The following is a 22950-nucleotide window of genomic DNA, read 5'->3' on the forward strand; positions in this document are numbered from 1 at the left end:
CCGGATGTGCGCCGCCAGGGTGGTCGTGTCCAGGCCGCGCTGGGTGGCTCATCGGTTCCTCAGTTCTGGGCGGGGCGGCCGTCGGGCCGGTCAGCGGATGACGCAGCGAAAGCCGAGGTGACAGGTCGCGGTGTCCTCGCTCTGGGCGCTGCGGGCGGCCGGTCGGTAGCGCAGGCAGTAGTTGGGCGCGCACAGGTGCGAGCCGCCCTTCGTCACTCGGCGCGGGAACCGTTCCGCCGGTGCCGGTGCCGGTGCCGGCGTCGCTGTGGTCGCGGTCGCGGTCGTGGTCGCAGTCATGGCCGCGGTCGCGGCTGGACGGTCGACACGCGGGTTGCGCGGAGCACAACAGGGCCGGGGGCGGGGTCCGGATGCCGGTCGGTGTAGTGGTCGGCCGTCCACTCCCATGTGTTGCCGGCCATGTCGTACAACCCGTAGCCGTTCGGCGGGAACGAACCCACCGGTGTCGTACCGGGCATCGGCTGCCCCGCCGACGCCGGGACGTACTGCCAGGGAAAGGCGCCGTGCCAGGTGTTGGCCATCCGCCGCCCCTTCGGCGTGAACTCGTCGCCCCAGGCGAAGACCGCCCCGTCCAGGCCGCCCCGGGCGGCGAACTCCCACTCCGCCTCCGTCGGCAGGTCCTTGCCCGCCCACGCCGCGTACGCTGCGGCATCCGCGAACGCCACCTGCGTCACCGGATGCCGTTCCCGCCCGTGCACCGTGCTGCCCGTGCCCAGCGGCCGGTGCCAGCAGGCCCCCGGCTCGTACGACCACCAGCGCCGCCAGTCGTCCAGGTCCACCGGACCGGACGTCATCCGGAAGACCAGCGCCCCGGGCACCAGCCCGGCGGGGTCGGCGCCCGGGTAGTCCGCCGGGTCGACCTGCCGCTCCGCGACCGTCACATGGCCGGTCGCCTTCACGAACGCGCGGAACCTCGCGACCGTCACCGGATGCTCGTCCATCCAGAACCCGTCCACCGCCACCGGATGAACGGGCCGCTCCTCGGCATAGAACTCATCGGACCCCATGAGGAACGTCCCGCCCGGGATCCGCACCATGCCCTTGGGGGACCGCGTGCGCTGGGGGGACCGCACGTTTCCGGCGCTGTGCTCCGGCTCGGCTGGGGCGCTCACGTACCCCACCGTGCCCTACCTCCGCGCATCGAGCCCGCAGCGACCCGCGCCAGGCGGCCGGCGGCCTTCGGTCCGAACGGGCTCGCCCGCCTTGGCCGTGCGTTCTTACTGAACCCCGGGCTCGCGTGTCACCTGCACGAGCTCGACGCGGATGCCGTCGGGGTCCGCGAGGAACAGGACGTCCATCGCGCCGTCCGGCATCGGGACGCGGGTGCGGGTGCGCTCGATCGGTGTGGCGCCGAGGCTGACGAGGAGTGCCTCGGTGGCGGCGAGATCGTCGACGTAGACCGACAGGTGGGTGAATCCGATCTGCGCCCGGGTGGTCAGGGCTGAGCCCTCCGCCGTCGGTGTCTTCCAGCCGAGCAGCTCCAGCTTCGTGTGGCCTTTGACGATCATCTGGGATCTGCAGCGGACCGGGGGCTCGACCTCGGCCAGCCCGGCGAGGGAACTGCCGATGTCGTACCCCTCGGCGACCTCGAACCCGAGCCCCTCGGTGTAGAAGCGCAGCGACCGTTCGTAGTCGGACACGCAGAGCCCGATGTGTGACACGACGCCGGCCGAACCCGCGGCCTTCTCCGGTAATTCAGGCATTCTTCGCTCCCTGTCCTGTGAGTCGCCGCCGGCGGGGGTGGCTGGGCGCCCTCGCACGCCTGGGTGGCGACCGAGCCCCGGCCTGCCCCGACTGACCTCTGGACAACGTTTTACAAACGTATAGCATCGCGCCTTACATCCGTACAAGATGCCGCTGTGTGGGGTGCTTTGTGCCCGTGGCCGAGCGACGAGGAGGCGCAGGTTGAGCAGGTTGGGTCGGGTCGCTGTGGTGACCGGCGGTGCGTCGGGGTTAGGGCTGTCGATCTGCGAGCATCTGGCTCGCCAGGGCAGCACGGTGGGCGTGCTCGACCTGGACTTCGACGCCGCGGAACGGGTGGCAGCCCGGCTGCGGTCAGAGGGGAACCGGGCGGTCGCCGCCGGGGTGGACGTCGCCGACCGGGCCTCGGTGGACAAGGCGTTCGACGTGGTGCGGGCCGAGCTCGGGCCGGTCGGGATCCTCGTCACCAGCGCCGGTGTCTCGGGGTTCGTGCCGTTCGAGGACCTGACCAACGAGGTCTGGTCGCGGGCCCTCGAGGTCAACCTGACGGGTACCTTCCACTGCGCGCAGGCGGCGATCGCCGACATGACGGCGGCCGGCTGGGGCCGCATCGTCACGATCTCCTCGGCGGCGGGCCAGACCGGGGTGGCCCGCCAGGCGCACTATGCGGCGTCCAAGGGCGGCGTCATCGCGCTGACCAAGACGTTGGCGCTGGAATACGCCGCCAGCGGGATCACGGTGAACACGATTCCGCCGTTCACCGCCGACACCCCGATGCTGCGGTCCATGCAGGCGTCGAGGCATCTGCCCAGGGCCGAGACGCTGGCACGGATGGTCCCGGCCGGCCGGCTGGGAACCGGTGACGACATCGCCGCGGTCTGCGCGTTCCTGTGCACCGACGAGGCCGGCTATCTCACCGGCCAGGTCATCGCCGTCAACGGAGGGGCCGTCACATGAGGGGGCGCCACATGAGGGACCGTTTCGCGCTCGACGGGCGGGTCGCCGTCATCACCGGCGGGGGGACCGGGATCGGCCGCGGCGCGGCGTTGGCGCTCGCCGAGTACGGCGCCGACGTCGTGCTCGCCGGGCGCCGGGCGGAGCCGTTGGAATCCACGGTGAAGGAGGTCGAGGCGTTGGGCCGCCGCGCGCTCGCGCTGCCGACCGACGTGACCAGCGCGCAGCAGTGCCAGCGGCTCGTCGACACCACCCTGGCCGAGTTCGGCCGGCTCGACATTCTCGTCAACTGCGCGGGCGGCGCGGAGACGAAGTCGCTACGGCGATGGACGGAGGACGAGTGGCACCAGGTGCTGGCGCTCAACCTCGGCAGCGTGTGGTTCCTCTCCCGGGCCGCCTCGGAGCCCATGCTGAAACGGGGCGGGGGCGCGATCGTGAACATCTCCTCGGGTGCCAGCCTGCTCGGAATGCCGCAGGCCGCGCCGTACGGTGCGGCGAAGGCCGGGGTCAACAGCCTGACCCGGTCGATGGCCGCCGCCTGGACGGGCAAGGGCATCCGGGTCAACACGATCGCCGTCGGGGCCGTCCGTGCCGCCACACTGACCGATGACGCCGCCCGCTACGGCCTCGACCCGGACGCGATCGGCCTGATGAACGGGTCCGGGCGGCTGGGGGAACCCGACGAGATCGGCAGCGCCGTGCTGTTCTTCGCCTCCGACGCCGCCAGCTTCTGCTCCGGGCAGACCCTCTACGTCCACGGCGGCCCTGGCCCGGCTGGCGTCTGACCCCCGCCGCGAATCCATTCAGGCACCATGCGCGTCCGCGCGCGCAGTCGAAGGGAACGTCGCACTGTGAAGAAGAAGCTGTTCCGATCGTCCCGATTACTGGCGGCCGCGATCGCCGTCGGGGTGGTGGCCGCCGCCTGCTCGAACTCCGGTGGCGACGGCGCCGACCCCGCGGCGTCGCGGGCAGCGAACGGATCGCCGGGAGTCACCGACTCCGAGATTCGTTTCGCCATGGTCGGCACGAAGTCGAACAACCCGCTGGGCACCTGCATGCTGGACTGTTTCGAGCAGGGCGTGAACGCCTATTTCGCCTACCGCAACAGTGCGGGTGGCGTGGATGGCCGCCAGCTGAAGGTCACCACGACGATCGATGACCAGCTGGGCCAGAACAAGCAGGCCTCCCTGCAGATCATCACGAAGAACGACACCTTCGCGACCTTCAGCGCCCCGATGATCGCGACCGGCTGGGCGGACCTCGCCGAGCAGGGCATTCCGGTCTACTCGCTGCCGTGGTACCCGCAGGACATGAACGACCGCAACTCGATCTTCGCGAGCAACGGCGTCGAGTGCATCGCCTGCACCCGGCGGATGCACGCCTATGCCGCGCAGACCGTCGGAGCCACCAGGATCGCCACGCTGGGCTACGGAGTCTCCCAGAGCTCGAAGGACTGCGCGGACTCCGCGGCCAGGACCATCGAGCTGTACAAGAACGACACCGGTGAGAGCGTCGTCTACTCGAACGACACCGTCGCCTTCGGAATGCCCAACGGAATCGGGCCCGAAGTGACCGCGATGAAGGCGGCCGGAGTCCAGTTCATTGTGAGCTGCTTCGACATCAACGGGCAGAAGACACTGGCCCAGGAGCTCAAGCGGCAGGGAATGGCGAACATTCCGGTCTACCACTCGAACTCCTACGACCTGGAGTTCATGAAGGCGGCCGGGGACCTGTTCGAGAGCGACATCGTCGGGATCACCTTCCGCCCGTTCGAGGCCGACGCGGAGGGCAACGGGCTGGCATTGTTCAAGAAATGGATGGGTGAGGCCGGAGCGGAACTCACCGAGGTCGCCGCGTACGGATGGATCGCCGCCGAGACCGCGTACGAGGGAATCAGGGCGGCCGGTCCCGGCTTCACGCAGGCGTCCGTGGTCGAGGCGACCAACCGGCTGACCGACTTCACGGCCGGCGGGCTGGTCCCGGCGATCGACTGGAGCCGCCAGCACACGATGCCGACCCAGGACGACCCGGCGGCCCATGGCCCGAAGCAGGAATGCCTGAGCATCCTCACCTACAAGGGCGGGAAGTACGAGTTCACCGGTGGCGCGACCCCGGAGAAGCCCTGGGTCTGCTGGTCCAACGACAACCGGGCCTGGTCCGACCCCGTCCCGACCAGTTTCGAGTAGCACCGCCGGCGGAACAGAGCCCCGCGGCGAAGACCGGAGACGACCATGGGAGTGCCCCGGGGGCCGTCCAGCCGCGCCTGACCCGCGATCTGCGATCTGCTGGCTCCTCCACGGGGCTGAGCCGGCGGGCGGGCCAGGAGTCGCCCGGCGGGCGGAGGTGAGGCCTGCCCCGCCCCGCCGGATTCCGCGACGGTGACCGCCGGTCGGCAGTTCTCCGCCCCGTCAGTTCTGTACGAATGTAAAGCGCTGTGCTATACGCTTGTAAAATCAGGTTCGAGGAGGATCCGTGAGCCAGGGCGATCTCTACTACGATCCGTATGACATCGACATCGATGTGGATCCCTACCCCACCTACCGCCGGCTGCGGGACGAGTCGCCGCTCTACTACAACGAGAAACTTGACTTCTGGGGGTTGAGTCGTTTCGCCGACGTCGGGGCCGCGCTGAAGGACCTGAAACGCCTCAGCTCGGCGAAGGGTGACATCCTCGAGGTCATCAAGGCCGACCCGGTCATGCCGCCCGGCGTTTTCATCAACGAGGACCCGCCGCTGCACACGGTGCACCGGGTCCTGGTGTCCCGCGCCTTCACCCCGAAGAAGATGAAGGCCCTGGAGGACAAGATCCGGGCCTTCTGCGTCGCCTGCCTGGAGCCCTTCGAGGGAGCGGACCGGTTCGACTTCGTCGTCGACCTCGGCGACGAGCTGCCGATGCGCGCCATCGGCATGCTCGTCGGCATCCCCGACGCGGAACAGCCGACGGTGCGTGACCATGCGCAGCGCGGCCTGCGCAACGAGCGCGGAAAACCACTCAAGGTCACCAAGGAGAAGTACTTCGACGGCGAGTTCTACGCCGACTACGTGGCCTGGCGGGAGAAGAACCCGTCCGACGACCTCATCACCGACCTGCTGAGCGTGGATTTCGAGGACGCCTCGGGCAGGACCCGGCGCCTGACCAAGGAAGAGATTCTGATCTTCCTCGCGGTCATCGCCGGAGCCGGTGTCGAGACCACCGGAAACCTGTTCGGCTGGCTCGGCAAGGTCCTCGCCGAACACCCCGACCAGCGGGCGCAGCTCACCGCCGACCGCTCACTCATCCCGAACGCCATCGAGGAGCTGCTCCGCTTCGAACCGCCCGGCCCGCACGTCGCCCGGTACGTCACCGACGACGTCGAGTACCACGGGCAGACGGTGCCGGCGGGCAGTGCCCTGCTGCTCATGCTGTCGTCCTCCAACCGGGACGAGCGGCAGTTCACCGACCCCGACCGCTTCGACATCCACCGCAGGATCAGCCAGCACCTGACCTTCGGCCACGGCTCGCATTTCTGCCTCGGTGCCGCCCTCGCCCGCATGGAGGGCCGTATCGCCCTCGACGAGGTGCTCAACCGCTTCCCCGAATGGGAGGTCGACCTGGCGAACGCTACCCGCAAGCCCACCACCACCGTGCGCGGCTGGGACAGCATGCCCGCGCAGATCGGCTGACACCTCAGGGCCCAGTGCCACCTGCCCCCACAGAATCCCGAAAGGATCCCGAATCAGCATGCGGCCTGACGACCTGATTCTTGTCAGCATCGACGACCACATCATCGAACCGCCGGACATGTTCGCGAACCATCTGCCGGAGCGGTACCGGGCGGACGCGCCGCGGGTGGTCAGCCTGCCGGACGGGGCGGACGCGTGGAAGTTCCGGGACACGGTGATCCCGAACGTGGCCCTGAACGCGGTGGCGGGGCGACCGAAGGAGGAGTACGGGCTGGAACCGCAGGGCCTCGACGAGATCCGGCCGGGCTGCTATCAGGTCGACGAGCGGGTGAAGGACATGGACGCGGGCGGGATCCTGGCGTCGATGAACTTCCCGTCGTTCCCGGGATTCGCGGCCCGGTTGTTCGCCACGGATGACCCGGATTTCTCGCTCGCGCTGGTAAGGGCGTACAACGACTGGCACATCGACGAGTGGTGCGGGGCGCATCCGGGGCGGTTCATCCCGATGGCACTGCCGGTGATCTGGGATGCCGAGGCGTGCGCGGCGGAGGTGCGCCGGGTCGCCGCCAAGGGCTGTCATTCGCTGACGTTCACGGAGAACCCGGCGGCACTGGGGTATCCGAGCTTCCATGACCCGTACTGGAACCCGCTGTGGGGGGCCGTCTGTGACACGGGCACCGTACTGTCGATCCATATCGGCTCGTCGGGGAAGCTGACGATCCCGGCTCCGGACTCGCCGCCCGACGTACTGATCACGTTACAGCCGATGAACATCGTCTCGGCGGCGGCCGATCTGCTGTGGTCGCCGGTTCTCAAGAACTTCCCGGACATTCGGATCGCGTTGTCGGAAGGTGGAACGGGGTGGATTCCCTATTTCCTGGAGCGGATCGACCGCACCTACGACATGCATGCGACGTGGACATTGCAGGACTTCGGTGGGAGGTTGCCGTCCGAGGTCTTCCGGGAGCACTTCCTGACGTGTTTCATCAGTGATCCGCTGGGGGTGGAGCTGCGGCACCGGATCGGCATCGACAACATCGCGTGGGAGTGCGACTACCCGCACAGTGACTCGATGTGGCCGGGCGCGCCCGAGGAGCTGGGTGAGGTGATGAACCGGCTCGCCGTCCCTGACGCCGAGATCAACAAGATGACTTTCGAGAACGCGCTGCGCTGGTACTCGTTCGACCCGTTCGCGCATGTCCCGCGGGAGCAGGCGACGGTCGGGGCGCTGCGCGTGCGAGCCGCCGGGCACGACGTGTCGATCCAGGCGCGCAGCCACCGCAGCTACGAGCGCGGGGAGAAGCTCGCCGCCTACCAGGCCATGGCCGCCTCCGCCCCGCAACGGTAGGCCCGGGATGCCGCCGGGCGCGCTCGTTCGCTGGCAAACTGCGCGGAGTGACAAGAAATCGAGCGGCCGCCTCCGCTCGGCGGGTCGGGTCGGCCAGCTCCACCACCCGCAACGCCCTGCTCGACTCCGTCCAGTCGATGATGGTCGAGCAGGGCTACGCGGCGGTCAGCTACCGGGCCCTGGCCGCGCGGGCCAACGTCGCTCCCAGCCTCGTGCAGTACTACTTTCCGACACTGGACGATCTGTTCCTGGGCCTGCTGCGCCGCAACACCGAGACGCTCCTGGGCAACCTCGCCGACGTGGCGGACCTCGACCGGCCGCTGCGTGCGGTGTGGCGTTACGCCAACAGCCGGGGCGGCGCCGTGCTGTTGCTGGAGTTCATGGCGCTGGCCAACAACCGCGAGGCTGTCCACACCGAGATCGGTCTCGGCGGCGAGCGGATCCGCCAGGCCCAGCTGCAGGCTGTCACCCGGGCATGGGGCCGGTACGGCCTGGAGGGCGAGGACCTCACGCCGGCGGCGCTGCTGTTCATGATGAACGCCATCCCGCGGATGATCCTTTTGGAGGAGACGTTCGGCACCCACACGGGGCACGCCGACACCGTCGAGATCATCGAGCGCTTCCTCAACCGGATCGAACCCGAAGTCGAGGCCGCGGTCGAGGCCGGGCCTGGTACCGGGGCGCTGGACTGACGCTCGCGCGCCACCCGTATCGCTGTACAGTCGTACCAACAGATTGGTACGACTGTACGGCAGGGTTGTCGCGCATGATCAGGAGTGCCGTCCATGTCTGTCACCGTCACACCACTCGGCCCACATCTGGGCGTGGAGATCGCCGGTGTCTCCGGTGGAGATCTCCCCACCGCCGAGGCTGCCGCCGAATGCCTGGAGCTCCTCGCTCGGCACGGGGTCGTCATCTACCGAGAAGCGCACATCAAGGACGGCGACCTGGTCGCCTTCAGCCGCCTGCTCGGCGAGGTCGTCCCGAACCCGACCGGTGAACACGAGCTCCCCGAGATCGCCACCATCACCCTGGATCCGGCGAAGACCGACGCGACCCTCGCTTGGTACCGCAGGGGCAACTTCCTGTGGCACATCGACGGCGCCACCGACCAGCTGCCCCAGAAAGCCACGCTGCTGACGGCGCGTGAGGTCGACCCCGCCGGCGGCGACACCGAGTTCGCCAGCACCTACGCCGCGTACGAGGCCCTCCCGGAAGCGGAGAAGGCGGCGTTCGCCGATCTCCAGGTGCTGCACAGCTTCGCCGCCGCTCAGCTGCGCGCCCACCCCGACGCGACGGACGAGCAGAAGGCGTCCTGGGGCAGGGTGCCCGTGCGCCGGCACCCGCTCGTCTGGACCCGGGGAAACGGCCGCCGGTCGCTCCTGCTCGGGGCGACGGCCGGCGAGGTGATCGGCCTGCCTCCCGAGGAGGGCGAGGCCCTGCTGGCCCGTCTGCTCGACTGGTCGACCCAGCCGCAGTTCGTCCTGCGGCACCGGTGGCACACCGGCGACCTCGTCATCTGGGACAACACCGGCATGCTGCACCGGGCGCTGCCGTTCACCGCCACCTCACGGCGCCTCATGCACCGGACCACCCTCGTCGGCGAGGAGGCCGTCGCCTGAGCGAGTAAGGACATAGATCCTCAGCCTTGGGCGGCGTGCACGGTCGGTATGCGGTGCGCCCAGGGCAGCGCTCGTTCGAGCTGCCCGGCGACCTGCAACAGCAGATCCTCCCGGCCGTGCGCGGCGACGACCTGCACCCCGATCGGCAGCCCGTCGGTGCTCTCGCCGAGCGGAAGGCTGATCGCGGGCTGGCCCGTGATGTTGAACACCGCGGTGAAGGGGCCGTGGTCGAACAGGCGCCGTAGCCAGCTCTCGACGGTGTGCCCGTCCTCGTCGTAGTCCAGTGTGCCGTGCGGAGCGGGCGGGTGTGCCAGGGTGGGTGTGATCAGCAGGTCGGTGTCCGCGAAGAACCGGGCGACCGTCCGGCTGACCCGCCCGGCCGCGTTCAGCCCGGCCACCAGGTCGACGGCGCGGCGCTCCCGGGCAGCGGCGATCATCACCCGGGAGACCGCCTCCAGCCGCTCGGCCGGTGGCTGCCGCGGCGCCAGCAGGAAAGGCGCCGCGGCAGCCGTCGCCTCCGCCGCCACGGCGCTGACCACGCTCTCCCAGTCGACGGACGGGCTGGCGACGTCAACGTGATGGCCGAGCCCGGCGAGACATTCGGCGGCCCGCACGGCCACCTGTGCGACCTCACCGTCCACCGCGCCCCCGGACCAGGCCCGGGTGGTGACGGCCACCCGGAGTCGACCCGGATCCGCGGTGACCTCGTCGGCGTAGCGGCGGGTGGGCGCCGCGGCGGCGAACGGATCACCGGGCGCCGGACCGGCGACGGCGTCCAACAACCAGGCGGTGTCGCGGACGGTTCTGGTCAGTGCGAACTCGCTGAGCGTCCCGAGCAGGCCCATCCCGGTGTCGGCGCCGACGGGGGTGCGTCCGCGGCTCGGCTTCAGCCCGACCAGCCCGCAGCACGACGCGGGAATGCGCAGTGAGCCCGCGCCGTCGTTGCCGTGGGCAAGCGCGACGGCGCCGGCCGCCACGAGGGCCGCGGCGCCGCCGCTCGAGCCGCCGACCCCGCGGTCGAGGTCCCAGGGATTGCGGGTCGGCCCGTACCGGACCGCTTCGGTGGCGAAGTTGAGACCCAGCTCCGGCGCGGTCGTCAGGCCCATCGTGACCAGCCCCGCCGCCCGGAAACGCGACATGAGCTCGTGGTCCTCCTGGGCCGGCACGCCCGGGCCGAGGGCACGGCTGCCGCAGAAGAAGCGGACGCCCCGGGCCATCGGGCCGATGTCCTTGATGAGGAACGGCACCCCGGAGAACGGGCCGTCCCCGTACTCCAGAGCTGGGCTGAACAGCGGCGCAGCCAGCCCGTTGATCTTCTCGTTCATACTCGTCAGGGCGTTGCGGGCGGCCTGCTCGACCTCGGTGGCACTGACCTCGCCCCGGCGGATCAGCCCGCTCAGGCCGACCCCGTCATGGCATGCGTATTCGTGAGTCTCCATCAATCATTCCTGTGCGAAGGCAGGAGGAATCTGCGGCTGGTGCCGTCCGGGCACCGGCCGCTGAGATGATCGATCGGATGGCGACTCAGGCTCGCATGAGGCGCAGCATGCCGCCTTAGCCGACTGCCGTCCACCTGATTTCCAGGCGGGTCGGGCGCCGGTCGGGGTTACCGGGGCGGGCTCACCTCGACGACCTGTGTCAGCCGGCGAAGCGCTGGGCCGGATCAGCGCTCGCCGGGGCCGGTTCAGTGTGGTCTGAATGTGCCGACCTGGCCCGGACTGGGCCGAGAGCAGCCGTCACCGGCGAGTGGGGCGCCATGATGGTGACGTGGCTGCCGTGGTGCTCGAACGCGAGATCTACTCGATGGGCGAGGATGCCCGTCTGCTCGTCTGCTCGCGGTGAAGCCGGCTCGGCTGCGGTCGTGGATCGATGGTTACACGCGGGGGCAGATCCACTACGAGCTGGTGATCCGTCCCGAACACACGGGAAGCGAGCTGGTGACCTTGGGGGGAGTTCGTTGAGACGGGGTATCTGCGGGAGTACCGCGTCCCCCGCCAGTGGTTCCTTGAGGGCCGACTGCCCGTGCCTGCGCGCAAGGTGGGCGGACTGATCCTGGTCGACGAACCGGCCCGGCCGGTGGCGGTGGAGACGGTGGCGGTGTACGCCCGGGTGTCCTGCGCCGACCAGAAGGCTGACCTGGACCGGCAGGTCGCGCGGGTCACCACGTGGGCGGCCGGGCAGGGCCTGCGCGTCGGCAGGGTCGTGACCGAGGTCGGCTCCGCGCTGAACGGCCACCGGCCGAAGTTCCTCGCGCTGCTGCGCGACCCGGCCGTGACCACGATCGTCGTCGAGCACCGGGACAGGTTCGCCCGGGTCGGCGCCGAGTATGTCGAGGCCGCGCTCGCCGCGAACGGCCGCCGGCTTCTCGTGGTCGACCCGGCCGAGGTGGATGACGACCTGGTCCGCGACATCACCGAGATCCTCACGTCGATGTGCGCCCGGCTCCACGGCCGCCGGGCCGCCGCGAACCGCGCCCGCCGCGCGGTCGCCGCCGCCACCGAGGCAGCCGAATGAGGACATTGCGGGCGTACCGGTTCGCGCTCGACCCGAACGACAGCCAGCTCGCCGGGCTTCGTCGTCACGCCGGGGCGGCCCGGTTCGTCTACAACTGGGGCCTGGCGTTCGTGAAAGCCGCGCTGGCGCAGCGCGACGCCGAGAAGTCCTACGGGCTCGACGGTGACGCCCTGACTCCGGTGCCGTGGACGCTGCCCGCGCTACGGCTGCGCTGGAACCAGGTCAAGAACGACGCCACGCCCTGGTGGGCTGAGTGCTCCAAGGAGGCGTTCTCCGCCGGGCTTGACCAGTTGGCACGGGCGTTGAAGAACTTCTCCGCGTCGAGGAAGGGCACCCGGAAGGGTCGGCGGGTCGGTTTCCCGAGGTTCAAGAAGCGTGGAAAGGCCCGCGACTCGTCCCGCTACACCACCGGCACCTACGGCCCGGCTGGCGCCTTGGCCGTGAAGCTGCCCCGGATCGGCCGGGTGAAGGCCCACGAACCGATGCGCGCGCTCACCTCGTGTCTCACCGACGGGTCGGCCCGGCTGCTGGGCGCGACTGTGTCCCGTACCGCCGGCCGCTGGTTCGTCGCGTTCACCGTCGAGGTCGACCGGGAGGTCCCGCAAGCCCCGTCGAGGCGGCAGCGGGCCGGTGGCCCGGTCGGCGTCGATCTGGGCGTGAAGCACCTGGCCGTCCTGTCGACAGGCGAGACGGTGCCGAACCCGAAGCACTACCAGCGCGCCGAGCGGAAGCTCCGCACGGCCTCACGGGCCTACGCCCGGTCCAGGCCCGGTAGCGCCGGACGGGTGAGACGAGCCGCTGCCCTGGCAACGATCCAGGCCCGGATCGCGAACCGGCGCCGCGACGGTCTGCACAAGTTCACCACCCGCCTCGCCCTCGACCATGACGTGATCGTCGTCGAGGACCTGCACGTGGCCGGGATGGTCCGCGGCCGGCGGCTCGCGAAGGCCGTGGCGGCCGCCGGCTTCGGTGAGATCCGCCGGCAGCTCGACTACAAGACCGTCTGGTACGGCTCCCGGCTACGCGTCGCGGACCGCTGGTACCCGTCCTCGAAGACCTGCTCCGGCTGCGGCTGGCGAAACCCAAGCCTGACGCTGTCGGACCGCGTGTTCCACTGCCAGTCCTGCGGGCTGGTGGCCGATCGCGACCACAACGCCGCGATCAATCTGGCGAACCTCGTCGCCGCCAGTACATCGGAGACGCGAAACGCCCGTGGAGCCGACCGTAAGACCGTGCTTGCGCGGCAGGTGGCTGGGAAGCGGGAACCGGGCACGGAACAGGCCGGTCAGGCCCGGGGTGCCCCGCCGAAAGGCGAGGCGGCATGAACGGCGCTATCCAGCGCTCTCATGCAACGGAGGTTGGCGTTTCACCAGGAGGGCAGCCCTTCCCTGAGACGTCGTTCGGGGCAGCGCCCCGGATGTGGACCGACGACGGGACCTCCGATCAGGTCCTGTGACGCTCCGGGTCAGATGCCGGCAGGCGGCTGCCGGGAGCGGACGGAGGAGTTCACATGGACATCGGCACGGTGCGTGATCTCTATGCTTCACCCGGCCGGTACGTGACCGCGTACGCGAGCAGCAACCCCGTCCTGGAGAACGCGGCGCACCTGTACGACCTGCGGTGGCGCGACATCGTCGCGGAACTCGAACGGCTCGGTGTCGGGCCGGAGGTCCGCGAGCTGCTCATGGCGGAGCGGGGCGACCGGTACCAGCGTGAGGGCGGCACCCGGGTGGTCGTCGTGTCAGGCGAGGGGAAGCAGGCGCGGACGTGCCTCACGCAGTGGCTGCCCGGCCGGTCGGACGTCGACGTCCTCGCGGTGGGCGGGCTGCCGCACCTGCTGCCCGTGCTGGACTGGATGGATTCCCGGCTTCCCCATGTGGTCGCCGTCGTCGACCGGCTCGGGGTGGACGTCCTCGCCTATGCCGGCGGGCCGCTTCCGGCGGAGGCGATCTCGCAGGACACGACCCTTCCGCCGTGGCACAAGGCGCATGCCGGCGGCTGGGCGCAGCGGCGGTACGAGAGCCACGTCGAAGAGCACTGGAAGCACGGCGCGAAGGACGACGCGGAGCTGATCGCCCGCGCCTGCCGCGAGACCGGCGCGGACGTGGTGATCCTCGCGGGCGACCCGAAGGCACTGAGCCTGCTGCGTGACGAGCTGCCGTGTGAGGTGGCGGCCAAGGTGGTGGTCGTCCAGGGCAGCCGGGCGCGGGACGGTTCAGCGGATCATCTCGCGACCCGGGTCGCGGAGGTTCTCGCCGTGCAGGTGGCGCGACGCCGGTCCGAGCTGCTGGCCGAGTTCCAGCGGTACCGCGGTCGTGCCCGGACCCTCGTCGGCGCTGGCGTCGGCGTGGCGGCAGGCGTCGGCTCTGCCGGGCAGGCCGGCCTCGGCGGGCCTGCAGGCGCCAGCGGTCCTTCAGGTATCGGGCCCGCCCCGGCGGGATCGCCGGGCCGGCCGATGCTGGCGGCCTCCGACGGGGCTGCGGCCACGGCCTACGCTCTGAGCCGCAGCCAGGTGAGCCGACTGCTGCTCGCCGAGAGCCCGTCGGCGGACGAACCGGCGTGGATCGGCGACGACGCCACCGAGATCGCTCTCGACCCGGCGGGCGCTGACGGCCTACGGCGGCCGGTGCGGGCCGCGCGGGAGGACGCGCTGGTCCGGGCGGCGCTGGGAACAGGCGCCTCCATCCATGCCATCCCACCGGACACGCCCGAATCACCGGCCGATGGTGTGGGGGCCCTGCTCCGCTACTCCCTGCAGGCAGGTCTGGACTGAGGCAGGACGCCGTTCAGGAGGCCAACCACTTGTCGAAGGAGGGCCGGTCCTTCACCTGGGCGAGGCCGCCGCGCCGGTGGGTGCGGAGGATCTGCACGTAACCCCAGAGGTCGTCGGCGTCGATCCATCCGGCCCGCCTGGTCGCGATCTTCAGCAGGTCCCAGGTGGTGACGACCTTGATGCCTTCGCGGGCGGCGAGCTGCGCGGCGCTGCGATCGTCGGTGACGAAGAAGGCCTGCAGGCGACGGCGCAGCATGATCGCGACTGTCTCGGCCTCGCCGAGATGCTGGTAGGGACGGTCACCGGGGCTCGCGAGCTCCGCCCGGAAACGCCGCGCCTGCGCAAGCTCCGCCGGGCTCGGTGACAGCGGCGGGCCGAAGATGTCGTGCGCGCGGACCAGTTCGTCGAGGCCGGCCTTCCGCGCCGAACGGTCGCATTCCGAGGCAACCGTCGCGCACCAGCGGCCCCTGCCGTTGGCCAGTTTCTCCAGCAGGTCCATACGGCCGATGATCGCGAAATTGATCAGCACGGTGTTGTCGGGGAAGAGGAGTGCTTTGGCATTCTCACCGGCCTGAGGGCCGGTGATTCCTACCCTCACGGGCAGGTTTTCCTGCTTCATCGACAGAAGCCTCCCCGCTCCAGGAACGGGGTGGTCTCACTCCATCTCCACAGGCTGACACCGTGAGCCCCGCGGCCAGAAGGTTCCGTGCCGCATTCACATCCCGGTCGTGCACCGCGCCACACCGGCAGGCCCATTCCCGGATGTTCAACGGCAGGACTTCGACCCGCGCCCCGCAGGACGAGCAGGTCTTGGAGCTTGGATACCAGCGGTCGACGGCGATGACCTCCCGGCCATACCAGTCGGCCTTGTACTCCAGCATCCGCCGAAGCTCGGACCACGACGCATCCGAGATCACCCGGGCCAGTGAACGATTCCGAACCATGTTCCGGACCGCCAGATCCTCGATGACCACCGTTTGGTTCTCGCGGATGATCCTCGTGGACAGCTTGTGCAGATGATCCCGGCGCCGGTCGGCGATCCGACCATGGACCCGGGCGACCCGCAGCCGGGCTTTCGCCCGGTTCGCCGAGCCCTTCGCCTTGCGGGACAGCGCCCGCTGCGCCCGGGCGAGGCGTTCCCGATCCCGCCTCTCGTGCCCCGGGTTGGCCACCTTCTCCCCGGTCGACAACGTGACCAGCGACGTGACGCCGGCGTCGACGCCCACCCACCCCGCCGACGCCGGCAGGGCCGCGATGGTCTCCTCGACCAGGATCGAGACGTGGTACTGGCCACGGCTGTTCCGGGACACCGTGACCTGCGACGGCACCGCACCAGCCGGCAACGGACGAGACCACACGATGTCCAACGGACTGGTCTGCTTCGCCAGCGTGATCCGCCCCTCCCGGAAGGTGAAACAGTTCCGGAAGTAGGTCGCGGAATCGGTGGTCTTCCCTCTCCTCTTGAATGCCGGGTAGCCAGCCCATTTCGCCCAGAAGTTCACATACGCGGCCTGCAGATACCGTAGTGTCGCCTGCAGTGGTCCCTTCGACGGCTCGGCGAGCCACCGTGTATCCGGCTCGCGTTTCCACGACGTGAGCATTTTGTCGGTCTCGGCATGGCTGACCCGGCGCCGCTCCTCGGTCCAGGCACGGTGTCGTTCGGCCAGCGCACGGTTGTACACATAGCGCACACAGCCGAAGGTTTTCGCGAGGTTCTCGACCTGTTCTGGATTCGGGTAGAAACGGTACCTGTATGCGCGCTTCACCGCCCGATTCCCCATAACCGGCAGAATACAACACACGGCTGTCATCTTGACGGCGGAGTTGATGCGCTAACCCCGCCCTGAAGGCCGGGGCCCGCGCACCACCTTTATTGGTCACGGTTCAGAGGCCCAGTGCCTCTGCGAGATCGTCGACGTCGACCTCGGGCACGCTCGGGGTGTCGACTTCGAGCGCCTCAGGATCGACCCCCAGTAGCCACGCAAGCGTTCCCTTCCCCAGCCGGCCCGCCGCGATCGCCTCGATGTGCGCATGTTGCAGGGCGAGGGGAATCCGCCGCTGGGTGGCCTCGTCCATCCGCAGGGTGATCTCGTCGACGCCCGACTCGCTCACCCAGTGGCGGCGCAGCAGACGCTGGGTCGCGTACCCCGCCCACTCCCGCACGAGATCGGGAACGTAGCTGTTCACGGCTTTGAGCCGCCGCGCGAGCGCGTCCGTGGACACGCCGCAGCGCCACACGACCTCGGCCAGCTCGCCTGCGCCGACCGCCTCCCAGTCGACGGCGGCGAGTGTCTCCCGCGGGAGGAGGAGGTCCGCGGCGAAGGCGTTCGCCGCGGCCTCGTGCCCGTCCCACTCGGCGCCGGTGAGGCCCTGGTCGTGATGGCCGAGCACGTGGTGCCCAAGCTCGTGAGCCAGGGACCAGTTGTCCCGGAACCAGTTCCCGGTGATGGGAAGCGCGATCACCCGATGCCCGCCGATCGCGAACGAGTAGGCGGTCGAAAGCCCGGTGACCCGCACGACGTCGACCCCCAGGTGGCCTTCCAGCCTGGCCGCGAACGGGCGCACGAAATCCTCGCCCAGCGCGACCGCGATCTTGGCGGGGCTGTCGGGAAGGTCCGGCTGATGGCACGGGTCGGGGTAGGCCTGGCGATAGGCCAGCGCGATGCTCTGCAGCACCTCGTCGTCGGCCTCCCGCCCGGGTACGGCCCGCCGGCCCGTCCCGTGGTCGAAGTCGTGACGTGCCGCTACGACGAGCCGGTGCGGGTCGGGCTCCCCGGTGATCAACCAGTGAACATCCGCCCCCAGATGGTCGGCGAGGCGCGCCAGCTCGATCGAGGAGAACGCCCGTTTGTCGTTCAGAGCACGGGAGAAGGCATCAGGGGTCATCCCGACGTGGGCCGCGATGACCCGGTGCGGGACGGTCGGACAGGACTCGCGGATGTGCTCCAGCACGCGACCGCCGATGCTGCGCATACCTGCCATGCTACCCGCCTGTTGGGATTTTCCCAACAGGCATGGTGCCCGGTCGGCCGCGAGCGTCCGGGTGCCCCGGGCCGACGGTGGCACCCGGGCCGACGGTGGCCCCGGAGCGGTTGCGCGGGTTTCATTGGTCCGGTGAAGCTGACGAAGCTCGCCCGGATGAGTCCGGGGCGTGTGACTGCCGCGTTTCTGATCAGCGGCACGGTCCACCTGATACGGCCCGCAGTGTTCGAACCGGTCGTCCCCCGGTGGCTGCCGCGCCGCCGCGAGATCGTCTATGTGAGCGGCGTGGCGGAGCTGATCTGCGCGGGCGGGCTGCTTGCGGGAGCGCCGTGGGCCAGGAAGGCCAGCGCCGCGCTGCTTCTCGGAGTCTGGCCGGGCAACCTGCAGATGGCCCTGGACGCGACCGCGCAGGCACGCGGAGACGACAGGCGGCCACGCGACCTCGCGTTCGCCACCGTGGCCTGGGCCCGGATGCCGCTGCAGATCCCGATGATCCGGGCCGTCCTCTCCAGCGGCCACACGCGCGGAGCTGCTTGACAACCCGCAAGAAGTGAGGATTTCGGTTGCTGCAGCAGCCAAGATCCTCACTTCTTGCGCGGAAGCGGAAGCGGAAGCGGCGGCGGTAGCGGAAGCCCGGGATTCTGCGACGAGCTCTGGAACGGCGAAAATCCTCAGGTCCTGGAGCGGCATCTTTGGGCTGTCGCGGCTGTCGCGGCTGCCGGGCAAGGGGCGGCGGCGTGCGGTTGGCCCTACTGGGCGGCGCGGATCTGGTCCGAGAGCCGGACGAAGCGGTAACCGGCCGCGGCCAGCTGGGGCAGGGCCTTGGCGAAGCCCTGCGCGGTGCCGCCCTCGGGGTGGTTCAGATGGGCGATGACAATCGACCCTGGCCGCGCTGTAAGCGCGGCCCGGGTGACCTGGCCGGCGCTGAACGTCGCGCCGGCGTCACCGTTCACGTCGAAGTTGACGACGTGCTCGCCGAGATCGGCCACGATCGCGGTCGCCACGTTGTCGCAGTGTGCTGTACCCGCCCGGAAGAATCGCGGCGGGCGTCCGACGAGCGCCTGGATCCGGTCGCGGTTGACGGCTATCTCGTCGAACACCTCGCCGGCATCGTGCGTCCCCGAGATTCCGTATGCGGATCGGCCGGAGACCGAAAGCGGACGGTGCACGGTGCCATGGTTCGCGATCTCGAACAGCGGTTCGGCGGCGAGGTCGCGGCACACCCGCGGGTTCGCGTCGATCCAGCGGGAGTTGAGAAACAGCGTCGCCGGAATTCCGTTCTCGCGGAGATTGTCGATCAGGGCCTGGTCGTAGCCACTGCCGTGCGGTCCACCGCAGGCGTCGAAGGTCAGCGCGATCACACGGTCACGGGTGGGCAGCCTCGTGATGACGCCGGTCACCTCCAGGCCCCAGGCGGTGGGCTGTACGCCCTGATATCGGGAGATGATCTCCGCACGGGTCGGTGTCGCGGACGCCGTTGAGCGCGCTGTCGCGTGCGCCGTATCGGCCGGTGCCCCGGTCGGTGATGCGGTGTCGACGGATTCCGCGGTGACGATCGAAGGGTCGGCTCCGGGGGGCCGCGGTGGCCCTGAGCGCGGGGCCCGGTCCGCGGGGAAAGGCGCCGGCGGGTCCGCGGAACGTTGTTGGACGCCGCACGCCGCGATCGTGGGAAATGCGAGTACCGGCGCCGTGAGCAGCGCACGCCGACTGAGAGACAACCGTTCCCCCCGTGACCACCGTGTGCGGCCTGCTGCGCTGGAGTGGGAACAGTGAGGGCAGGCCGATCCCCCCGCCGCGGGTGGCTGCGCGGCTGAGAACAGAGGTACCACGGTTCGCGATCGCGTGTGCTGTCGAAGGCAGGCCGCCTCGGCTCCGGGATGGGGTGGGTGTCCGCAGGAAGGTCTTGCCCTCCGGGTGTGATGGATATTATATCCATATTACGCTGCTCTTCGTTCGAAGAGCGCTCCTGGTCGGCGGTCGGGCAGCGGGCGTCGAATCGACCTCTGGCGAACGGAGTCGCGGGTGGATCTTGGCCTTGGTGGTGCGACGGTGGTTGTCAGCGGCGGATCGAAGGGGATGGGTCGGGCCGCCGCCGAGCGGTTCGCGGCCGACGGGTCGCGGGTCGCGGTGCTGGCCCGGGGCAGGGCGGCGCTGGACGAGACGGTCGAGAAGCTGAACGCGCTCGGCGCGCCGGACGCCGTCGGCATCGCGACCGACCTGACCGACGCGGGCTCGGTGACAGCCGCGTTCGAACAGGTCGCCAGCCGTTTCGGGGGAGTGCTCAACGTGCTGGTGAACGCTGCCGGCCCGGTGGAGGTGGGCGTCCGCCGGTTCGATGATCTCGACGACGCCGAATGGGCGGCGACCTTCGACATCGGGACGCTCTCCGCGGTGCGCTGCGTCCGCGCGGCACTGCCGCTGCTGCGGGCGGCCGAATGGGCACGGATCGTGAACGTCTCCGCGCATTCGACGCGACGCCAGTCGCCGGACCTCGTCGCCTACACCGCGGCGAAGGCCGCGCTGACCAGTTTCAGCAAGAACCTCTCCCTCTCCCTGGCCCCGGACGGGATCCTCGTCAACACCGTCTCGCCGGGTTCGTTCCTGTCCGAGGGCATGAAGGGCTATCTGCGTGAGCTGCCCGCCGAGCGGGGCATCGACCCCGAAAGCCTGACCGACGCCATGACCGTCATCAGGGATGACTTCGGTCACCCGGCGCACCTGCCGCGTGCGGGCGATCCCGCGGAGATCGGCCCGGTCATCGCCTTCGCGGGCTCCCGGGTGAACAGCTACATGACGGGCGCGAACATCAACGTCGACGGCGGGAGCGACTTCTGACCGTTCGTGGCGCCCGGCGGTGCCCCCGCCGTGATCTTCACCTGCGGTGGCCTGCGTCGCAATGACTTCCGCCCGCGGGAGGACGCAGGTCAGCCGATGATGCGGCGCGCGGCCTCGACGGTCTCCTGGATGGTGGCGGTGGTGTCGAGGTTGTGGGCGGCCGGCCAGAGGTCGAAGTGGGTCGCGGCCTCCAGGTAGGCGGCGACGTCCGCGTGCGACATCTCGGCTCCCGACCCGCTGGCCTGTACGGCCTGGCGTGAGGCGACCCGGGCGACGGCCACCCGGGGCGGTGCCACGCACCGCAGCCGCACCAGATCGGCGCCGGTCTCGTCCGCGGCCTCCGCGACGAGATCCTGGGACTCCCGCGACGGCCAGGGGGCGTCGAGCACCACGCTCTGCCCACGGACGAGCGCTCGCCGGGCCTGCTCCACGAGCTCGGCGAGCCCCGGCCCGCCCCAGTCCGCAGCGGAGCCCCAGTCCGCGGCGGAGCCCCAGTCCGCGGCGGAGCCCCAGTCCGCGGCGGCGCCTCTGTCAGGGCCGTCAGCCCGCTGCGCGGCAGTGCCTCGTCCCGGGGCGCCGGCCGGGTCCTCCCGCGCCAGCAGCACCCACTCGCCCTCGCCCTCGGCGAGGTTGCGGGCCAGGGTCGACGTGCCGGTGCCGGGCAGGCCGCTGACGAGGACCAGCCGGACCCTGGCCTGGCGCAGGTGCCGCAGCGCGATGGCGGCCAGCCGGCGGGCCTCGTCGGCGGCGCCCGGCTCGCCCTGATGGTGGCGGATGCAGGCGATCCGTGTGCGGACGAACGCGCGGTAGGCGATGTACAGGTGCTCCAGCGAGGCCGGGTGGGTCTCGCCGCTGAACTCCCGGTAGGCGTCGAGGAACGTCCGGGCCGCTTCGGGTGCGCCGAGCCGCTCCAGATCCATCGCGAGGAACGCGACATCGGCGAGGACGTCCCCGACGCGCAGCCGGTGGTCGAAGTTGATGCAGTCGAGCACCCGCGGGCCGTCGTCGAGGCAGTAGATGTCCTCGGCGAGCAGGTCGCCGTGGCCGTCGCGAACCCGGCCGGCCCGCTGGCGCTCCACCAGCAGCGGCACCCGCCCGATGAGGTAGCGCAGCGCCAGCCGGCCGATCTCGTCGACCACCGGGGCGTCGAGGATCGAGCCGCGGAAGGGCGCGACGCCGTCCATCGCCTCCAGCCACAGCGCCTCGAGCTCCGCGACGCCGCCCGCCCTGCTGATCTCCGGGGATGTCTCGCATCGCTCGTGGAAGGCGGCCAGCTGTCGCGCGATCGCACGGACCTCGCCGGTGACGTCGGCACCGCCGCGCACCAGCTCGGCCAGGCAGCGGCCCGCGGGCAGCCGACGCATCACCACCATGTGGTCGCGCATCTGCCCGGCCTCGTCGCGGATGTCGGCCACCCCGAGGTACACATCCGGTGCCAGCCGACGGTTGAGCCGCACCTCGTTCTCGCAGGCCGCCTGCCGTGCCTGGCGGCTCCGGAAACTCACGAACCCGAGATCAACCGGCTTGCGCACCTTGTAGACCCGGTCGTCGGTCAGGAAAAGAATCGAGGTGTGGGTCTCCACGGTTTCGCAGCCGCTGAGGCGAAGCTCGCCGGAAATCGTTTCCTGGCCCCACCCGGCCGCCGAACCGGACGGAATGTCGGCCACAACATCAGGTGAAGGCGTGGCATTGATCGAAAGAGCGTTCCCCGGTGCGGGCATCCGACGTCTCCAGACAAGTAATCGCAGACGGCCATCGGTTTCGACCGCCTTCTCCTGCGGGCGTGCCGGTGGTGGTCTGCATATCCGGCCGTGGAGATCGTCCGACCTGGTACGACTCTCTCCGCCGCACACGATTCCCCAGTTGTGGCGGGCTGTCAGGGGGCGTAGCGGGTACCAGTCCGACTGACCTGGGTCCCGACGATGACGGGACGTTCGGGTAACGCCGGCGCCGCGCGGGCCCCACCGCCGTCCGGGCGGTGGGGCGCAGGTGAACGCAGGCGCTGCGTGTGACGCGGGTGGTGCTGGATCGGTTACTCGCCGGCCTGCTTCATCAGGTAGACCGCCGCCTGCGTGCGGCTGGCCAGGCCCAGCTTCTCCAGAATGCTCGACACGTAGTTCTTCACGGTCTTCTCCGACAGCCCCAGCCGGGTACCGATCTGCCGGTTCGTCAACCCGTCCGCGATCAGCTGCAGGATCTCCCGCTCCCGCTGGTTCAGCGTCGCCATCGCCGGATCCTCGTGCGGCCCGTCCCGCAGCCGCTCCAACACCCGACGCGTCACCGACGGAGCCAGCAACGACTGACCCGACGCCACCGTCCGGATCGCACCCACCAGGTCGTTGCCCCGGATCTCCTTCAGCACATACCCCGCCGCACCAGCCATGATCGCGGAGAACAGCGCCTCGTCATCGTCATACGACGTCAGAATCAGACACGCCACCCCGGCAACGCCGACCGGATCTCCCGGCACACGTCGATGCCACTGCCGTCAGGCAACCGCCCGTCCAGCACCGCCACATGCGGATGCAACGCCGGAATAC

At 70.1% G+C, this 22950-nt stretch carries 20 protein-coding genes and 2 pseudogenes; 13 read left to right on the forward strand and 9 right to left on the reverse strand.

Annotated features, from left to right (window positions below):
* Positions 1 to 90 precede the first annotated feature (90 nt).
* Positions 91 to 1055: pseudogene (locus tag FREUN1FDRAFT_RS18345) on the reverse strand (formylglycine-generating enzyme family protein).
* A 180-nt stretch (positions 1056 to 1235) separates the two neighbouring features.
* Complete coding sequence (locus FREUN1FDRAFT_RS18350) at positions 1236 to 1721, reverse strand: VOC family protein (RefSeq protein ID WP_006541623.1); 486 nt, start codon at positions 1719 to 1721, stop codon at positions 1236 to 1238.
* Between the two features lie 211 nt (positions 1722 to 1932).
* Between FREUN1FDRAFT_RS18350 and FREUN1FDRAFT_RS18355 the strand changes: the two genes are divergently transcribed.
* The 7 genes from FREUN1FDRAFT_RS18355 (at position 1933) to FREUN1FDRAFT_RS18385 (ending at position 9306) form a co-directional block, all read left to right on the forward strand.
* Entirely contained in the window at positions 1933 to 2676 is a 744-nt protein-coding gene (locus tag FREUN1FDRAFT_RS18355) for an SDR family NAD(P)-dependent oxidoreductase (RefSeq protein ID WP_232295268.1), read from the forward strand.
* Positions 2677 to 2687: 11 nt separating this feature from the next.
* Complete coding sequence (locus tag FREUN1FDRAFT_RS18360; protein WP_035952183.1) at positions 2688 to 3458, forward strand: SDR family NAD(P)-dependent oxidoreductase; 771 nt, start codon at positions 2688 to 2690, stop codon at positions 3456 to 3458.
* 66 nt (positions 3459 to 3524) lie between these two features.
* Positions 3525 to 4859, forward strand: coding sequence for an ABC transporter substrate-binding protein (locus tag FREUN1FDRAFT_RS18365; protein WP_006541626.1), 1335 nt, complete (start codon positions 3525 to 3527; stop codon positions 4857 to 4859).
* Positions 4860 to 5145: 286 nt separating this feature from the next.
* Complete coding sequence (locus FREUN1FDRAFT_RS18370; RefSeq protein WP_006541627.1) at positions 5146 to 6336, forward strand: cytochrome P450; 1191 nt, start codon at positions 5146 to 5148, stop codon at positions 6334 to 6336.
* A gap of 58 nt (positions 6337 to 6394) precedes the next feature.
* Positions 6395 to 7684: an amidohydrolase family protein gene (locus FREUN1FDRAFT_RS18375; RefSeq protein WP_006541628.1), complete on the forward strand. Its 1290-nt coding sequence runs from the start codon at positions 6395 to 6397 to the stop codon at positions 7682 to 7684.
* A 47-nt stretch (positions 7685 to 7731) separates the two neighbouring features.
* Entirely contained in the window at positions 7732 to 8376 is a 645-nt protein-coding gene (locus FREUN1FDRAFT_RS18380; protein ID WP_006541629.1) for a TetR/AcrR family transcriptional regulator, read from the forward strand.
* Positions 8377 to 8469: 93 nt separating this feature from the next.
* Positions 8470 to 9306 carry a TauD/TfdA family dioxygenase gene (locus FREUN1FDRAFT_RS18385; protein WP_006541630.1) on the forward strand — a complete coding sequence of 279 codons (837 nt, stop codon included), beginning with the start codon at positions 8470 to 8472 and terminating at the stop codon, positions 9304 to 9306.
* A 20-nt stretch (positions 9307 to 9326) separates the two neighbouring features.
* On the opposite strand, the gene FREUN1FDRAFT_RS18390 is transcribed toward FREUN1FDRAFT_RS18385, so the two are convergent.
* Positions 9327 to 10745, reverse strand: a complete 1419-nt coding sequence (locus tag FREUN1FDRAFT_RS18390; RefSeq protein WP_006541631.1) for an amidase — start codon at positions 10743 to 10745, stop codon at positions 9327 to 9329.
* 259 nt (positions 10746 to 11004) lie between these two features.
* Here FREUN1FDRAFT_RS18390 and FREUN1FDRAFT_RS46485 point away from each other — a divergent pair, with 259 nt between their 5' ends.
* The 4 genes from FREUN1FDRAFT_RS46485 to FREUN1FDRAFT_RS18405 all read left to right on the forward strand — a co-directional run bounded on the left by FREUN1FDRAFT_RS46485 (position 11005) and on the right by FREUN1FDRAFT_RS18405 (position 14593).
* Positions 11005 to 11148 carry a hypothetical protein gene (locus FREUN1FDRAFT_RS46485; RefSeq protein WP_157474953.1) on the forward strand — a complete coding sequence of 48 codons (144 nt, stop codon included), beginning with the start codon at positions 11005 to 11007 and terminating at the stop codon, positions 11146 to 11148.
* A 129-nt stretch (positions 11149 to 11277) separates the two neighbouring features.
* Positions 11278 to 11820, forward strand: a complete 543-nt coding sequence (locus FREUN1FDRAFT_RS18395; protein WP_035952185.1) for an IS607 family transposase — start codon at positions 11278 to 11280, stop codon at positions 11818 to 11820.
* Entirely contained in the window at positions 11817 to 13145 is a 1329-nt protein-coding gene (tnpB, locus tag FREUN1FDRAFT_RS18400) for an IS607 family element RNA-guided endonuclease TnpB (RefSeq protein ID WP_006541633.1), read from the forward strand. The genes FREUN1FDRAFT_RS18395 and tnpB overlap by 4 nt, the downstream gene beginning before the upstream one ends.
* A 185-nt stretch (positions 13146 to 13330) precedes the next feature.
* Positions 13331 to 14593: a Vms1/Ankzf1 family peptidyl-tRNA hydrolase gene (locus tag FREUN1FDRAFT_RS18405; protein ID WP_006541634.1), complete on the forward strand. Its 1263-nt coding sequence runs from the start codon at positions 13331 to 13333 to the stop codon at positions 14591 to 14593.
* 13 nt (positions 14594 to 14606) lie between these two features.
* Here FREUN1FDRAFT_RS18405 and FREUN1FDRAFT_RS18410 read toward each other — a convergent pair whose 3' ends face one another.
* The 3 genes from FREUN1FDRAFT_RS18410 to FREUN1FDRAFT_RS18420 form a co-directional block, all read right to left on the reverse strand.
* Positions 14607 to 15191, reverse strand: a complete 585-nt coding sequence (locus tag FREUN1FDRAFT_RS18410) for a hypothetical protein (protein ID WP_232295264.1) — start codon at positions 15189 to 15191, stop codon at positions 14607 to 14609.
* Positions 15157 to 16374 carry an RNA-guided endonuclease TnpB family protein gene (locus FREUN1FDRAFT_RS18415; RefSeq protein ID WP_006541636.1) on the reverse strand — a complete coding sequence of 406 codons (1218 nt, stop codon included), beginning with the start codon at positions 16372 to 16374 and terminating at the stop codon, positions 15157 to 15159. Before FREUN1FDRAFT_RS18415 ends, FREUN1FDRAFT_RS18410 begins: the two co-directional genes overlap by 35 nt.
* A gap of 103 nt (positions 16375 to 16477) precedes the next feature.
* The gene (locus FREUN1FDRAFT_RS18420; protein WP_006541637.1) at positions 16478 to 17575 is read right to left on the reverse strand and encodes an ImmA/IrrE family metallo-endopeptidase; all 1098 of its coding nucleotides are present in this window, start codon (positions 17573 to 17575) and stop codon (positions 16478 to 16480) included.
* Positions 17576 to 17746: 171 nt separating this feature from the next.
* On the opposite strand from FREUN1FDRAFT_RS18420, the gene FREUN1FDRAFT_RS18425 reads away from it, so the two are divergent.
* Complete coding sequence (locus FREUN1FDRAFT_RS18425) at positions 17747 to 18112, forward strand: DoxX family protein (protein ID WP_232295266.1); 366 nt, start codon at positions 17747 to 17749, stop codon at positions 18110 to 18112.
* A gap of 212 nt (positions 18113 to 18324) precedes the next feature.
* On the opposite strand, the gene FREUN1FDRAFT_RS18430 is transcribed toward FREUN1FDRAFT_RS18425, so the two are convergent.
* A complete protein-coding gene (locus FREUN1FDRAFT_RS18430; protein WP_232295267.1) occupies positions 18325 to 18975 on the reverse strand; it encodes a polysaccharide deacetylase family protein in 651 nt (216 codons plus the stop codon).
* A gap of 622 nt (positions 18976 to 19597) precedes the next feature.
* On the opposite strand from FREUN1FDRAFT_RS18430, the gene FREUN1FDRAFT_RS18435 reads away from it, so the two are divergent.
* Complete coding sequence (locus FREUN1FDRAFT_RS18435; RefSeq protein WP_035952188.1) at positions 19598 to 20410, forward strand: SDR family NAD(P)-dependent oxidoreductase; 813 nt, start codon at positions 19598 to 19600, stop codon at positions 20408 to 20410.
* 89 nt (positions 20411 to 20499) lie between these two features.
* On the opposite strand, the gene FREUN1FDRAFT_RS18440 is transcribed toward FREUN1FDRAFT_RS18435, so the two are convergent.
* Together FREUN1FDRAFT_RS18440 and FREUN1FDRAFT_RS18445 are read right to left on the reverse strand one after the other, a co-directional pair.
* Positions 20500 to 22131, reverse strand: a complete 1632-nt coding sequence (locus tag FREUN1FDRAFT_RS18440; protein ID WP_006541641.1) for an AAA family ATPase — start codon at positions 22129 to 22131, stop codon at positions 20500 to 20502.
* A 311-nt stretch (positions 22132 to 22442) separates the two neighbouring features.
* Positions 22443 to 22950 (reverse strand): annotated as a pseudogene (locus FREUN1FDRAFT_RS18445) (LuxR C-terminal-related transcriptional regulator); the annotation flags it as partial.

Source organism: Parafrankia sp. EUN1f (genome assembly GCF_000177675.1).
GTDB lineage: Bacteria > Actinomycetota > Actinomycetes > Frankiales > Frankiaceae > Parafrankia.

What these genes read in the sequence shown, in the direction of transcription:
- FREUN1FDRAFT_RS18415 (WP_006541636.1), bottom strand. Translation starts at nt 16,374, where the DNA reads ATGGGGAATCGGGCGGTGAAGCGCGCATACAGGTACCGTTTCTACCCG.
- FREUN1FDRAFT_RS18405 (WP_006541634.1), top strand. Translation starts at nt 13,331, where the DNA reads ATGGACATCGGCACGGTGCGTGATCTCTATGCTTCACCCGGCCGGTAC.
- tnpB (WP_006541633.1), top strand. Translation starts at nt 11,817, where the DNA reads ATGAGGACATTGCGGGCGTACCGGTTCGCGCTCGACCCGAACGACAGC.
- FREUN1FDRAFT_RS18375 (WP_006541628.1), top strand. Translation starts at nt 6,395, where the DNA reads ATGCGGCCTGACGACCTGATTCTTGTCAGCATCGACGACCACATCATC.
- FREUN1FDRAFT_RS18385 (WP_006541630.1), top strand. Translation starts at nt 8,470, where the DNA reads ATGTCTGTCACCGTCACACCACTCGGCCCACATCTGGGCGTGGAGATC.
- FREUN1FDRAFT_RS18440 (WP_006541641.1), bottom strand. Translation starts at nt 22,131, where the DNA reads ATGCCCGCACCGGGGAACGCTCTTTCGATCAATGCCACGCCTTCACCT.
- FREUN1FDRAFT_RS18390 (WP_006541631.1), bottom strand. Translation starts at nt 10,745, where the DNA reads ATGGAGACTCACGAATACGCATGCCATGACGGGGTCGGCCTGAGCGGG.
- FREUN1FDRAFT_RS18360 (WP_035952183.1), top strand. Translation starts at nt 2,688, where the DNA reads ATGAGGGACCGTTTCGCGCTCGACGGGCGGGTCGCCGTCATCACCGGC.
- FREUN1FDRAFT_RS18350 (WP_006541623.1), bottom strand. Translation starts at nt 1,721, where the DNA reads ATGCCTGAATTACCGGAGAAGGCCGCGGGTTCGGCCGGCGTCGTGTCA.
- FREUN1FDRAFT_RS46485 (WP_157474953.1), top strand. Translation starts at nt 11,005, where the DNA reads ATGTGCCGACCTGGCCCGGACTGGGCCGAGAGCAGCCGTCACCGGCGA.
- FREUN1FDRAFT_RS18420 (WP_006541637.1), bottom strand. Translation starts at nt 17,575, where the DNA reads ATGGCAGGTATGCGCAGCATCGGCGGTCGCGTGCTGGAGCACATCCGC.